Origin of the sequence: Actinomadura sp. 3N508, from assembly GCF_044326375.1 — a bacterium.
Taxonomy (GTDB): Bacteria; Actinomycetota; Actinomycetes; order Streptosporangiales; family Streptosporangiaceae; genus Spirillospora.
Map to the genome: position 1 here is coordinate 1 of NZ_JBIRAX010000017.1, position 13,769 is coordinate 13,769.

Annotated in this window: 10 protein-coding genes; 1 reads left to right on the plus strand and 9 read right to left on the minus strand. The window is 67.5% G+C overall.

The annotated features are described in order from the left end of the window. Window positions 1–199 precede the first annotated feature (199 nt). Both ACH34S_RS38665 and ACH34S_RS38670 read right to left on the minus strand, forming a co-directional pair. The gene (locus ACH34S_RS38665) at window positions 200–1,513 is read right to left on the minus strand and encodes a serine hydrolase (RefSeq protein ID WP_395957889.1); all 1,314 of its coding nucleotides are present in this window, start codon (window positions 1,511–1,513) and stop codon (window positions 200–202) included. 165 nt (window positions 1,514–1,678) lie between these two features. Beyond that, window positions 1,679–2,812 (minus strand): NADAR family protein, encoded by a 1,134-nt coding sequence (locus ACH34S_RS38670; protein ID WP_395957890.1) that lies wholly within the window; start codon window positions 2,810–2,812, stop codon window positions 1,679–1,681. Window positions 2,813–3,650: 838 nt separating this feature from the next. On the opposite strand from ACH34S_RS38670, the gene add reads away from it, so the two are divergent. Next, the gene (gene add / locus ACH34S_RS38675) at window positions 3,651–4,625 is read left to right on the plus strand and encodes an adenosine deaminase (RefSeq protein WP_395957891.1); all 975 of its coding nucleotides are present in this window, start codon (window positions 3,651–3,653) and stop codon (window positions 4,623–4,625) included. Here add and ACH34S_RS38680 read toward each other — a convergent pair. The 7 genes from ACH34S_RS38680 to ACH34S_RS38710 form a co-directional block, all read right to left on the minus strand. Further along, window positions 4,622–5,272 (minus strand): hypothetical protein, encoded by a 651-nt coding sequence (locus tag ACH34S_RS38680; RefSeq protein ID WP_395957892.1) that lies wholly within the window; start codon window positions 5,270–5,272, stop codon window positions 4,622–4,624. The genes add and ACH34S_RS38680 overlap by 4 nt on opposite strands. A gap of 80 nt (window positions 5,273–5,352) precedes the next feature. Continuing rightward, window positions 5,353–5,748: a VOC family protein gene (locus tag ACH34S_RS38685; protein ID WP_395957893.1), complete on the minus strand. Its 396-nt coding sequence runs from the start codon at window positions 5,746–5,748 to the stop codon at window positions 5,353–5,355. 506 nt (window positions 5,749–6,254) lie between these two features. Beyond that, the gene (locus tag ACH34S_RS38690) at window positions 6,255–8,792 is read right to left on the minus strand and encodes an ATP-dependent Clp protease ATP-binding subunit (RefSeq protein WP_395957894.1); all 2,538 of its coding nucleotides are present in this window, start codon (window positions 8,790–8,792) and stop codon (window positions 6,255–6,257) included. A 1,836-nt stretch (window positions 8,793–10,628) separates the two neighbouring features. Further along, complete coding sequence (locus tag ACH34S_RS38695; RefSeq protein ID WP_132179174.1) at window positions 10,629–10,952, minus strand: Lsr2 family protein; 324 nt, start codon at window positions 10,950–10,952, stop codon at window positions 10,629–10,631. A gap of 1,044 nt (window positions 10,953–11,996) precedes the next feature. After that, complete coding sequence (locus ACH34S_RS38700) at window positions 11,997–12,527, minus strand: hypothetical protein (protein ID WP_395957895.1); 531 nt, start codon at window positions 12,525–12,527, stop codon at window positions 11,997–11,999. A gap of 173 nt (window positions 12,528–12,700) precedes the next feature. Beyond that, a complete protein-coding gene (locus ACH34S_RS38705; protein ID WP_395957896.1) occupies window positions 12,701–12,931 on the minus strand; it encodes an RDD family protein in 231 nt (76 codons plus the stop codon). A 4-nt stretch (window positions 12,932–12,935) separates the two neighbouring features. After that, window positions 12,936–13,766: an RDD family protein gene (locus ACH34S_RS38710; protein ID WP_395957897.1), complete on the minus strand. Its 831-nt coding sequence runs from the start codon at window positions 13,764–13,766 to the stop codon at window positions 12,936–12,938. Window positions 13,767–13,769 lie beyond the last annotated feature (3 nt).

The window sequence follows — 13,769 nt, forward strand, 5'->3', positions numbered from 1 at the left end:
ACCTTTCGCAACGTCCACCTCCTCGGATCGGAAGCGCGGCCGGACGGTGAGGCGATCCTCCAATGCGGTGCTCGGGAACCATGCATGGCGACCGCTCCCGGGCATCGGCGGGCTTGGCAACCTCAGGCTCCAAGCCTGAGGGCCGGTCCTAACGGGACCGGCCCTCAGGTTCAGTTTTCGAATGAACGAACTCGGCGGCTCAGTGGCCAGTGGCGGCGCGGCGCTTCTCGTACGCGTCCACGAGTCGGCCGAGCTTCGCGAACTTCTCGGTGTAGGTGAACGGGTAGATGCCGGGCGGGGTCGCGGGACGTCCGGCGTCGATGTACTGCGTGCCGAGGTTCGAGAAGACGACGATCACGTAGTGGCGCCCGCCCTCGCCGCGCAGGGCCCGGACGATGCCCGCGTCACCCGCCGAGTTGTTCACCCAGCCGGTCTTGTGCGCGAACGAGACCTCGGCCTTCTTGTTGCAGGGACGGACGTCGCGCCCGAACTTGTTGCCGTCGACGGTCACGGTGCCGTCCGCACCGACCCACCGCTTCGGGGCGGCGTTCGGGAGTCCGGCCGCCGGGTACTTCCCGCCGCACCAGTTCGTGCTGGACAGCATGTCGTTGAACCCCTGCTGCGCCAGCTCGGCACGGAAGAACTTGCGCGACGCCGGGCTCAGCACATCATCGCTCTTCACCGGCTTGCCGCTGGGAGCCGTCCACACCGTGCCGGGCGCGCCGTTGATGAGCGTCAGCAGCTTGGCGGTGTCGAGCGAGCTCATCGTGATCTCGTTCGACCACCGGCCGCCGTTGGACGCCCTGGTGCCCTTGAGCTGCAGCGTCTCAAGCCCGAGGTCCTGGAACGTCTGGTTCAGCGGGTCGATGGCCTTGTGATCGTGCAGCAGCTTGATCAGCGCGCAGGACGCGGCGTTGGACGACCAGGTGAGCGACGCGTCCACGTACTTGCGGACGGTGTTGCTGCTGGCCTCGCCGCACAGCGGGCTGATCTCGGTCGGCTTGTAGGCGTAGGTCTCGTCCAGCGTGATCTCGCCCTTGTCGACGAGCTGCAGCACCCCGAAGCTGACCATGAGCTTCAGAACAGAAGCGGGGTAGTCGAGCATGTGGTCGAGCGGCGCGCCCTCCCTGCCCGGCACCACGTCGATGGTGCCCTGCCCCTTGTTCTTGTACCAGCCCGCGTCGTCCCACTGGCGCCACCGCACACTCGTGGTGGACAGATTCCGGTCGACCGGCACGATCACGCCGTCCTTGTAGGACGGGCTCATCAAAACGGTGCCGGACGACACGGGACGGCCGCGCTTGTCCAATTCGATGATGGTGGCGTCCATCTGCGGCTGCTGCACGATCGGCTTGGGATCGGCCGCGGCGAACGGCCGCGCACGCTGCGCTTCCTTGTCCACGGGGTTCCCCATGGTGCGCAGTTGTGCCGTGCTGGGTGGCGCGGTGTCGAGAACCTCCTGAAACCGCAGCTCGTTCATGATGAGCCGCAGCCGCTCAGCGACTGGGCTCATCTTCCGTGCATCAGCGACATTGGCCGCCTCCACCTGGACCGGCCCCGCGGAACACCCCGCCAGGGCCGCTGCGGTCAGTACCCCTATGGCCCCGTACATCCACTTGTGCTTCACCGGTTTCCCCTTCCCCGTCGGCGAAGTTGATCAGCATAGAGGGGACAAGCGTCAGGGGAAAGCGATGTCCGAATCTTGGACTTGAAGTTCCGACCGGACGAGTTCCAGAAGCCGTCCCACCCAGTTGCGGCCTGTTCCCCCGTCCGTGTTCCAGTGGCGCGACTCCATGCCCGTGTATGCGATCGGCGCATCGCGCGTTCCGAGCAGCACTTCTGCCAGCTCAGGATGCTGCCGGTATTTCGCCCGGATAAGTCCGGCCATCACCGCCGTCCGGATTCGCGGCCAGTTCTCGACCCGGGGAGCCGTTTCCGCGAGCTTCCTGGCATCGAAGCCTCTCTCAGCTGCACGAATCCGCTCACGAACCGCGGAATCCCCCGTGGACAGAGCCCAGTAAGCATGCGCGACCGACGGATACGAGACACCCCCGACCTCGATCGGTGACGGATAGTCATTCTGCAGGACGACAATCCCTGGATCCTCAGGCCAGCCCTTAGGGAAAACAGTTCCACCTACATAAATGGTCCCGGCAACCGGCTCTTCTCCATCATCCGCAGGCCGCTGCGCCGCCGCCTCAGCCCTGTCACGGGCACGCCGAGCAAAGTACTCAAACGCCCACTCCCGCTTGGCCTCAGTGACGACGTCCTCGTCCCGAGCCCGCCCCCCAACAGGAGGCTCACCAATATCACTACACAGATAAACGAGTGGACGATCCTTGTTGTCCATGTCCCCCAACGAATAATGACGACGATGCTCGGGAATAGCCAGATAAGCCTCCCGCAGGGCCCGCCGGTCGTCCTCCTCCCGCGATTCCAGATACCGCTCGAGCACAGCCCGGCACCGACCAGCAGAATCCGGACGCCCGTTGAGCCGATCCAGGTCGTCGGCCACCTCCCCCAGGAGCATCTCCGCCGTAAGCCCGAACCTGGCTTCCGCAGCCTTCCAACTCCCAAGCCCGTACGCACTGACCTCCGCCCCCTCGGGCACCTGCGTAACAACCCATCCGCTTTCGAGCTTCTCCCGAAGCCCATCCAAATCAACCCAGTCCCAGCAGTTAATGGCCCCGTCCGCAAACACCAGCAGATCCGTAAGATGATAAGAAAAGTTATGAATAAAGATAGGACGAGCAACCCCTTCAACACGCCGCCCATCCACAACCCGATAAACCCGATTCGACAAGACGCCCAAGCCTCCTTCACTTCCCCGCCACCAAACCACGCCCACCCCCTCAACCGCATCCCCACCCCCAGAACACAAGCAATAACCAACCCTCACCCCAACAACGCCGCAGCTCACACCCACAACACACGCCTCCCACCCAGACCCCCGACGCACCACCCGGCCCTCACAAAGCGCTCAACCAGACCACCCGAGACCGCAACAAGCCACCAAGGTCCCCACACGAGACGACCGCCGACAACGCCACCGTCACTCACACACAACGGTCACCCAAGCGATCCGAGACCAGAACAACCTGCCGAGGCCACACGAAACGACCGCTGGCAACACCGCCGACACTCACACACATAGCTCACCAAGCCCGGAACCTCCGCGCCACCCGGACCTGCACGCGACACCCAACCAACCAAAACCACAAAGCCCGCGGATAACACCGCCGACACTCACGCACCAAGCCCGGGGCCTCGACGCATCACCCGGACCTCCACACGACGCTCGACCCGAACCGCCTAAGGCCGGCCACGTAGCAACCCGCCGCACCATCGGCAGGGCCTTTGAGCACCCAATGAGCTTTAGCCGCGACATGCCCGGGGCTCTACGCGATGCCTAGCCGATCGTCGCCGGGGTCCTGGCCACAGGTGTTCGCCGCAACAGAGTTGGTGCGCTCGTTCACGGCGGTCGCTCGAATCTCATCTCCTAGGACCGCACGGCGGGCGGGGGCAAGGTGGGTGTGGACGAGTCTGGAGGTCGGGGACGAGGTGCTTGAGGGCGTCGTCGTCGGGGTTTCGGCAGGTTAGCGGCGGATAATGGTTGGGCTGCTTCGTCGGGCTTCGCGTAGGTTACGGGCGTGCGTGATGTGTTGGGGCTGCCCAAGGCCCATCTGCACGTCCATCTGGAGAGCACTGTGCGGTGGGCCACGCTTCGGGAGATCGGCGCGGCCAATGGCGTGCCAGTGCCTGACGACGCGGGCGCCTTCGGAAGCTTTGCCGCCTTCTTCGCGCAGAACGACCTCGTACGAGCGTGTCTGCGGCGTCCTGCGGACTTCCGGAGGGTCGCCTACGAGTTCTGCGAGGACGAGGCAGGGCAGGGCGTCCGGTACGCCGAGGTGTCCTTTACCGCGGCCGGCCATGGCGAGCGGCTCGGTGACCTCGACATGCCGCTGACGGCCGTCCTGGAGGGTCTGGACGCCGGGCGCGAGGCGTTCGGGATCGAGTGCCGTGTCATCCTCGACCACTCCCGGCGTCGCTCCGTCGAGCGCGCCTGGCGGACGCTCGACCTCGCACGCCGGCATGACGGCGTCGTCGCCGTAGGGCTCGCCGGTGATGAGGCCCACCCCGGTGACCCGTTCAACGAGGTGTTCGCCGCCGCGCGAGACGCGGGCCTGCATGTCGTGCATCACGCGGGAGAAGGCGAGGGCCCGGCGAGCATCCGCCAGGCGATCGGCCCTGGCCGCACTGAACGCCTCGGGCATGGCATTCGCGTCCTGGACGACCCGGACCTTGTCGCCGAGGTCCGCGAACGCCAGATTCCCCTGGAGGTGTGCCCGTCCTCCAACGTCGCCCTAGGCTTCGCCCCCTCTCTCGAAGACCATCCCCTTCCCCGCCTCCTGGACGCGGGGCTGATCGTGTCCCTCAACACCGACATCCCCGCCCTGATCAACACGCCGCTCGCCACCGAGTACGCCCGCGTCCGCGACGCCTTCGGCTACGACGACCGAACCCTCGCCGGTCTGGCCCGTGCGGGTGTCGAGGCCTCGTTCGCGCCGTCCTCGACCAAGTCCCAACTCCATCTGGGAATCTCCGCCTGGCTGTCGAACCCCTAGGGCTGGAGGGTGATGCGGGGGGCGTTGCGGATTTCGCGGAGGAAAGGGTCGTTGTCGTCGTGCCATTGGGCCGGTGTGCGAACGACGGGATGCACCGGGAGGGCAAGGCGGGCTGCGGCTTCTTGGGCGGCGTCGAACGCGACGTCCGGGGGGACGTGCCCGATGATCAGAACCTCGACGTCGGCCGGGTGGACGCCCGAGGGGTGCTCGTAGCGTTCCGCCCAAGCTCCGAAAATCTGGATCTCCTGGACGGACGGCAGCCGCCCGAACTCCTCCGCCACCACCGCCGCCGGGCCGAAGGTCAGCATCAGGAGGTGGGCGAGGGGCTCGTACAGCGGGCTGTCGCCGTCGCGCCTGACGAGGCGTCCGGCCATGGTGCGGCGCAGGGCGAGGATGCCCGCCCGGGCCAGGCGCTCCACCTCGCGCATCACGGAGGCGAGGTCGGTGTGCAGCATCACCGCCAGGTCGAGCATCGACATCTCGCGCTCCGGCCCCAGCAGCAGCCGCGCCAGGAGTTCGCCCTGCAGGCGCGACCGGAAGATCGGAAGCTGGGCCGGCGCGGGAGATCGGACGTCCCGCAGGAACGCCTGCGCGACGTGGGCCTCGCGAGCGCGCCCTTCCCGTCGAGACTCCGCATTCGATCGCATGTTCGAACACTATGGGCCACCTCCGACATCCACGGTCGCGTACGGCGGCGGCCGAAGGCAGTAGAACCGCGTTCTGTGGATTACGCCCCGGCGCCGGGCGAGAGAGGCTCCTCCGGCTCTGGGAGGAAGAGACAGAACGGGTGTCCGACGGGGTCGAGGTAGACGCGAACGTCCTCAGCGGGCTGGAAGTCGGCCAGGACGGCACCCGTCGCTTCCGCGTGCTCGCAGGCCGCGTCCAGGTCGTCCACCTCGATGTCCAGGTGGGCCATGATCTGCTGGGTGTCCGCAGAGGCGGGCCATGTGGGCGCCTTGTAGAGAGGCTCCTTCTGAAACGACAGCCCGGTTCCGCCATTGGGCGGTCGTAGCTTCACCCAATGTGGCTCGTCCTGCACGACCGTCCACCCCAGAAGGTGCCTGTAGAAGGTCGCCAGGGCGTGCGGGTCAGGGGCGTCGAGGACGGGGGCAGACAGAACCATGCGCGGCGGGTGACCCATGTCGGCTCCTGCAAGTCGTTCGGATATGCGAACGGACCCCGCCAGCCATACGGCAGCAGGCCGGTGGCGCAGGCGGCCCGTGCACTCTGACAGCCGTAGACGCATGCTTCCCACAGGGACGTCGGCGATGCGACCGCAGCCTCACCGCAGCCACCAGCCACAGCGCAGCCATGCGCGCGCAGGACCCAGGTAGGCGCCCGGAGGGATGTGTCCGGGCACATGACCGCCGCAGAGCTGCCAGGCGGGCACAAGCCAAGCACCGACGCCAGGCAGCCCGCCCGGAGCGCCGGATACGTGACCGAAAGGGCGTCGAGTGTCGGGTGTCGGGTGTCGGCCAGAGGGCGCCGCCATCCGGGAGAAGGGGTTCTGGGGTTCGGCTCGGAGGCGTCGGGCGTGCGTTCAGAGAGTGCTGGCGGGCGGGCCAAGGGGCTGGGCACGCGGAAGGGCCCGCACCGGGTTGAACCGGTGCGGGCCCTTCCTGGACGTTCTCAGTCCTTGTTGAAGTTGACCGCGCCCTCGATGGGCGGCGGGCTGTCGGGGACGGTGGTCGGCTTCGGCACGCCCTTGAACGTGAACTTGGCGGTCTCCACCGTCGCGTCCTTGTTCTCGGGGTCGAAGCCTTCCGCGCCCACGAGCACGATCTGGCCGGCCTTCAGCTCGTTGTAGAGGATCTTCTCGGAGAGCTGGTCCTCGATCTCGCGCTGGATGGTCCGGCGCAGCGGCCGGGCGCCGAGGACGGGGTCATAGCCCCGCAGCGCCAGCAGGTCCTTGGCCTCCTGCTGGAGCTCGATGCCCATGTCGCGGTCCTTGAGCCGGTCGTCCACCTTCGCGATCATCAGGTCGACGATCTGGATGATCTCGGCCGGGGTGAGCTGGTGGAACACGACCGTGTCGTCGACGCGGTTGAGGAACTCGGGGCGGAAGTGCTGCTTGAGCTCCTCCGACACCTTCGCCTTCATCCGGTCGTACGAGCCCTGCTCGTCGTTCTGGCGGGCGAAGCCCATCGACACGCCCTTGGAAATGTCCTTGGACCCCAGGTTCGTCGTCATGATGATGACGGTGTTCTTGAAGTCCACGACACGGCCCTGCGCGTCGGTGAGGCGGCCGTCCTCCAGGATCTGCAGGAGGCTGTTGAAGATGTCCTGGTGGGCCTTCTCGATCTCGTCGAACAGGACCACCGAGAACGGCTTGCGGCGCACCTTCTCGGTGAGCTGGCCGCCCTCCTCGTACCCGACATAGCCGGGCGGGGAGCCGAACAGCCGCGAGACGGTGTGCTTCTCCATGAACTCGGACATGTCGAGCTGGATCAGCGCGTCCTCGTCCCCGAACAGGAACTCCGCGAGCGTCTTGGACAGCTCCGTCTTACCGACGCCGGACGGGCCGGCGAAGATGAACGAGCCGCCGGGACGCTTCGGGTCCTTCAGGCCGGCGCGGGTACGCCGGATCGACTGCGAGAGCGCCTTGATGGCGTCCTCCTGGCCGATGACGCGCTTGTGGAGCTCGTCCTCCATGCGCAGCAGCCGCGTGGACTCCTCCTCGGTCAGCTTGAAGACCGGGATGCCGGTGGCGGTGGCGAGGACCTCGGCGATCAGCTCGTCGGTGACCTCGGCGACGACGTCCATGTCGCCGGCCTTCCACTCCTTCTCCCGCTGCGCCTTCTGGCCGAGCAGCTTCTTCTCGCTGTCGCGCAGCGCCGCGGCCTTCTCGAAGTCCTGCGCGTCGATCGCGGACTCCTTGTCGCGCCGGACGTCGGCGATCTTCTCGTCGTACTCGCGCAGGTCCGGCGGAGCGGTCATCCGGCGGATGCGCATCCGCGAACCGGCCTCGTCGATCAGGTCGATCGCCTTGTCGGGCAGGAACCGGTCGCTGATGTAGCGGTCGGCGAGCTGCGCCGCGGCGACCAGCGCGCTGTCGGTGATCGACACGCGGTGGTGCGCCTCGTAGCGGTCCCGCAGGCCCTTGAGGATCTCGATCGTGTGCGACAGCGACGGCTCGGCGACCTGGATCGGCTGGAAGCGCCGCTCGAGCGCGGCGTCCTTCTCCAGGTACTTGCGGTACTCGTCCAGCGTCGTCGCGCCGATGGTCTGCAGCTCGCCGCGCGCCAGCATCGGCTTGAGGATGGACGCGGCGTCGATCGCGCCCTCGGCGGCGCCCGCACCGACCAGCGTGTGCAGCTCGTCGATGAACAGGATGATGTCGCCGCGGGTGCGGATCTCCTTCAGAACCTTCTTCAGGCGCTCTTCGAAGTCACCGCGGTACCGGGAGCCGGCGACCAGCGCACCCAGGTCGAGGGTGTAAAGCTGCTTGTCCTTGAGCGTCTCGGGCACCTCGCCCTTGACGATCTTCTGCGCGAGCCCCTCGACGACGGCGGTCTTGCCGACGCCGGGCTCGCCGATGAGCACAGGGTTGTTCTTGGTACGGCGGGACAGCACCTGCATGACCCGCTCGATCTCCTTGCCACGCCCGATCACCGGGTCGAGCTTGCCCTCGCGCGCGGCCTGCGTCAGGTTGCGGCCGAACTGGTCGAGGACGAGGGAGGTGGAGGGAGCCGACTCGGAGGGACCGCCGGAGGCGGCCGGCTCCTTGCCCTGGTAGCCGTGCAGCAACTGGATGACCTGCTGGCGCACCCGGTTGAGGTCGGCGCCGAGCTTCACAAGGACCTGGGCAGCGACGCCCTCGCCCTCACGGATCAAACCCAGCAGGATGTGCTCGGTGCCGATGTAGTTGTGGCCGAGCTGCAGCGCCTCGCGCAGTGACAGCTCAAGGACCTTCTTGGCACGCGGAGTGAACGGGATGTGGCCCGACGGCGCCTGCTGGCCCTGGCCGATGATCTCTTCGACCTGCTGGCGCACCGCCTCAAGGCTGATCCCCAGGCTCTCCAGAGCCTTGGCAGCGACACCCTCACCCTCGTGGATCAGGCCCAGGAGGATGTGCTCGGTGCCGATGTAGTTGTGGTTGAGCATCCTGGCCTCCTCCTGGGCCAGGACGACAACGCGCCGCGCGCGGTCGGTGAACCTCTCGAACATCTCGTCGCTCCTCACAGAGCGGTTGGGCAGAGTCCGGAACGTCCGGAACTGTCCTTCCGCATGCTAGCCCGCCCCGAGGAGGCCGCCCGGTGCACTCCCACCAGGAGACGTTCCCCAGCTATGCGCTGTTCAGTCTCATCCAACTACCGCAGCGGCGCGTCATGTTCCCGCTACGCCCCAAGCGAACGAGGGCTTTCCGCAGGTGGATCAAGGCGCGGGGCCAGAGTGTCGTATGGGGGCATTGGTCCACCCGCGCGGCGGATTTACCTCGTCTGGCGCACGCGCAAACCGCCCGGCCGCTACGCCACAAGCGAACGCCGCCGAGAGGACTCCTGCGGCCGGACGACGCCGCTGAACGAACGCCGGGCCCATGCCCTGCTCCACCAGGGAGACGGACCGCACTCTGGACACGTGTCCAGAAGCCAACTCACGGGCACCTTTGGCTGGGACGGACCGCGCACATGGAAACACCTACCGTAGTCAATGGGTGGACCAGGCGGCCCAGGAGGACGGACCGCGCGCGGGGACACAGCTCTAGCAAACTTCGGGGGTCTCCTCGCGGGCACGTGAACGCAACATCGACCTGCCCGGGGTGGAGGTCCAGCCGGTGTCGCCGCGTGCGCGGGGACGTGCTCCAGCGGGCGGTCCGCTTCGCAAGTGCCGGGGCGGTGTCCCCGCGTGCGCGGGGACGTGAACGCCGCAATCGCGTGGACCGAATTTGATCTAGGTGTGTCCCCGCGCGCGGGGACACAGCGAGTCTCCCCGACCGCGACCTCGCTCCCCCGCCCACGTGCCTGCGCACACGGGGACACGGCCGACATCGCCCCGGACGCGCGCCCGCGCTCATTCGGCACGTGTCCCCGCGCGTGGGGACACGTGCAGCCTGCGGGCCTTGGCGCGGTGGTTCCGGACCACGTGTTCCGCGCGTGGGGACACGTGCGGGGACACACGCGCGGGAACGTCGGCACGTGCCTGCACGCGCCGGGGGCATGGCGCGGGGTTCGCGAGTTAGCTTGCAAACCCCTGGCACGTGCCTGCGCGCGGGGGGACGCGTGGGGGACACGTGCCGGACGGAGCTTGCACGCCACGCGGAGCCCTAGCTGAGTCCAGCGGACGAGCGCGCATGCGGGGGCGCGTACAGGGTGCGTGGGCGGTGGACGTCGCGACCGTGGCCGATCCAAGGACGGGCCGCACCGGGTGCGCGTCTGGGTGATCGCTCGCAGTGCGTGCCCGCGCGGGCGCGCGTGGCGCCTCACTGGCTTGGGGTGGTGGGTCGGCGGGAGGGCGGGCCGCGCGCGTGGCGGGGCGTGTGTGGGGCCGTTCGGTTTCGATGTTCCAACGGGGGCGTGTGAAGCGGCCGAGCCCGTATAGGGCTCTCTTGGAAACGACGCCGCGGACAAACTGATCAAGTGAAGGGCGGCGGCAACCCAAACGACGCCGCGCGCGAACTCGTCGGGCGTACTCGGCTCGCGTACGGGAGCGTGAACGGATCGCGCGGAAACGACGTACGGGCGGATCGGTCAAGTGAACGGGAGGCGCGAGCGAACGCCTCTCGCGAACGGGTTGCAAGTGAAACGGTGCCGCGGACGAACCGGCCGAACGAACCGGAGCCTCAAGGACGCCTCAAGCGAAACGGGCCGGGGGAATCGAAGCCGGGGAACGAGGCGGGCAACGGGCCAAGGAACGAACCCGGAACGGCGGCACAGGCGAACTCGAGCCGACCGAACTTCGCGCGAGGGAACCGGCGAAGTGAACCGACTGAAGTGAACCGTCAACGGGGGCCTGCAGGCGAACGGCCCGTCTCGCGAACTGAGACGGGCCGCTGGTGGCCGAGGGTCAGTTGGCCGCCTCGTACTGCTCGATCACATGTGCCGGGATCCTGCCGCGCTCATTGACCTTGATGCCATTGTTCTTGGCCCAGGCGCGGATCTCTGCGCTGCGCTCGCGGCTGGACGCGCCACGCTGCCGGCGACGGCGCGACGCCGTGCCCGCCTTGCGCGACTTCTCCACGAACGGCTTTAGAGAATCCCGCAGCTTCGTTGCGTTGGCGCCACTCAGGTCGATCTCGTAGGAGGCGCCGTCGATCGAGAACGCTACGGTCTCGTCCGCCTCGCCACCGTCGAGGTCGTCGACGAGAAGCACCTGAACCTTCTGTGCCATGGGGACAGACCCTTTCGGCTTGAGCAAACTGCATTCGGTTGACAAACATATACCGAGAAGCGCGCGGATGACAATTCCGCCGCCGTCCTTCGGACCGGCACTGCCCGGCGAAGTCCCCTTCCAGGCCGTGACCGGGTGTAATCGCGTGGTCGTTTCCGGCACGTCCGGCGGCGCGCCAGGGTCTGCCGGAGGCCGCCCAGCGAATTTTTTCAAGGCGGGGCCGCCGCGCGGATTTCGGACGGGCCCTGTGTCGCGACGCACCGCGCTGACCTGCGTCGATGGTCCCACATTGACCAGGTTTGCGGACGGCTCGGCTTTCACCGGGTAGGGCCGTCCGGGGCACAAAAGGCTCTGCGGACATCCTTAACGGCCGGGGCACACGGACACCGCGGCCACCGATTAACTCTGAAGTAACGGGGGTCGGCGCACCGCGAGCGGGAATGCGACCAGGAGCCGCCGACACCCGGCGTGGCGCCTGATCACCGCACCCGCCGAGCGATGTCGATGGATAACGGCCGGTCCGCCCGCGCCGAAATCTGTTGCCACCGCCCCGTGACGGGAAGTCACCGGCCGGGCTCTCCGCGTGGAAGCGGCGGGTACTCGACCATCCCGAAATCAGGAGATTGCGACACAATCCCACCTCCGCCCCACTTCTTCAACCCGCACCGGAGGGAGGTCCCGGAGCCGCGTGGTGGGCTCCTCCGATGGCTAGGAACACGCGGAGTGAAAGGCCCGTTCCAAGCGAGACGGTGTCCCATCCGGAGTAAGTCCTGAGTCCTATGCTGGTCGGGACACAGGGCGAAGACCAGGGACACGGAAGCGGCCCTTCAAAACGGAGGACGCGTCCGGGACGAGACACATCTCACTCCGATTCGGGGCCGTAACCGGAGCGAGCTGGCATTAACCGGCCGAACGCCGGGCGTCCGAAACAGAGCGAGGATCTCCGCGAATAGACGGCATGACCGGACACGCCCCCTCCGCGCGCCGCGGGATCATGAGCTTGATGCGGCCGTGCCTCACGGACGAGCGAGCCCGAGAAGGATCTCAGAAGGCCGACGAATCAGTGGGCGGGCGTTTTACGACCAGCGTCCCGATGAGCCTGTCATGGACGGCCTGGCGGCGTGTGCCCTCGTACAGGGCAGCCGCGTTCGCCAACCAGAAGATGCTCAGGAGGAGCCCGGCAACGGGAATCGGACGGGCCGCGATCGGTAGCGAATAGACAGCGGCTCGCACAACGGCACGCACAACGTCCAGACGGGCCTGCCCACCGATCAACACACGAACCGTCTCGGCGGCGTCCGGCGTCGGCTCCTCTTCGCCTTCCGGCCCTTTCCGTAGATCGGCACCGAGTACCGGCTCCGCGCCCGCATCAGAATCCTGCGTGGGCCATGCCTCGTCTTCCGACGTTTGCGCCCGCCCGCCGTCCTGGGGCGTCTGCGCCAGCGCGCCGCCCCGCGTTCGTTCTGGACCAGCATCGGACGGTGGCCTCACCGCAGAGGCGGCTTCAGGAGCCTCCAGGGGGACAGGTCCAGAGCCCGGCTCGGCCTCCGCGGCGAAGGCGACCTCCGCGACCACCCCAGGCGCCGCCTCCGAGACGGCCTCAGCAGCCGCCTCAGCGGACAACTCAGCGTCCGTGCCTGCTCCAGCCTCGGTTCCCGCTGACATCAGTTCAGAGCTCGTCTCAGCGCCGGTCCTTCCGGATGTCGAGAAAGGGGCGGCGGCCGTGCCTGGGACGGCGATGGCGACTTCTATGCCGGTATGCCGGCAACGCGCTTGCCGAGTGTCCGGCCCCAGAGGGCGAGTTGGATCGCCTCGTAGAGCAGCATGCAAGCGGCCAATGCCGGTGGGGCGACGACGTCCACCGAGGGCCCGGACACCACTGCGCGGACGACGAGCATGACGGGCACACCGACGATGAGGGTGTCGACGATGCGAGCCAGGAGGCGCTGGCCCGGCTCGGCGAGCGTTGCCTCCCTCACGGGCCTACTCCGCGTATTCGGCGTACTCGTCGTATCCGACCCGCTCATCGATGACAAGAGTCCCGGCCAAGCGGTCGTGGAGGGCCTGGTGCAGGGGCTGGTCCCAGATCGCCCAGAGGTACGCCATCAACGCGCCCGCCCAGACCAGAACCATCCCGTACGCGGCGTAGTCCCAGACCATCACTGCGATGGCGAGGAAGAAGAAAACGCCGATCTGGTAGCCCACGTGGACGATCCCTGCACGCCAAATGGCTTGCGTGGTGGTCAGCGGTTGCCCGGCTGGTGCCTGAACGATGCCGATGCCCATGATGCGCTTGCCGAGCGTCCGCCCGGACATGGACAGCTGGACCGCCTCGTAGAGAAGCGGCAGGACCGACAGGACACAGAAGAGGGTAAAGATGATGGGCCAGTTCCACACACCCCCCTCGTCCTCGGTCTTGCTGCCGGCTTTGCCCAAGCCGAACGCACCGACCGTGATCGGCAGGACGAGCGCGAACCCGAAGACCGCAACAAGCCCGTTGTCGATAAGCCGCGCGGCTGCACGGCGGAGTATCGGCGCCAGTGCCGGCTCGCCGCCTCCGTACTCGTCATAGGACGCGTCGTACTGCTCGTTGTACGGCTCGTCGTACGCCGGTTGCTGCCCCCACTGCTGCTGTTGTGGCGGCTGCTGCTGCCATTGCTGCTGAGTGGGCCTCTGCTGCGGTGGCCTTTGGGGCTGCTGCTGCGGCTGCTGCGGTTGCTGCCTAGGAGGACCTTGGTACGGAGGTGGCGGGCCGTAGGAGCCCTGCCCCTGCTGCGGTGGGTACCGCCGCCCGCGGTCCTGGGAATCGCTCATCGG

What these genes read in the sequence shown, in the direction of transcription:
- ACH34S_RS38690 (WP_395957894.1), bottom strand. Translation starts at nt 8,792, where the DNA reads ATGTTCGAGAGGTTCACCGACCGCGCGCGGCGCGTTGTCGTCCTGGCC.
- ACH34S_RS38685 (WP_395957893.1), bottom strand. Translation starts at nt 5,748, where the DNA reads ATGGTTCTGTCTGCCCCCGTCCTCGACGCCCCTGACCCGCACGCCCTG.
- ACH34S_RS38680 (WP_395957892.1), bottom strand. Translation starts at nt 5,272, where the DNA reads ATGCGATCGAATGCGGAGTCTCGACGGGAAGGGCGCGCTCGCGAGGCC.
- ACH34S_RS38695 (WP_132179174.1), bottom strand. Translation starts at nt 10,952, where the DNA reads ATGGCACAGAAGGTTCAGGTGCTTCTCGTCGACGACCTCGACGGTGGC.
- ACH34S_RS38710 (WP_395957897.1), bottom strand. Translation starts at nt 13,766, where the DNA reads ATGAGCGATTCCCAGGACCGCGGGCGGCGGTACCCACCGCAGCAGGGG.
- ACH34S_RS38665 (WP_395957889.1), bottom strand. Translation starts at nt 1,513, where the DNA reads ATGAGCCCAGTCGCTGAGCGGCTGCGGCTCATCATGAACGAGCTGCGG.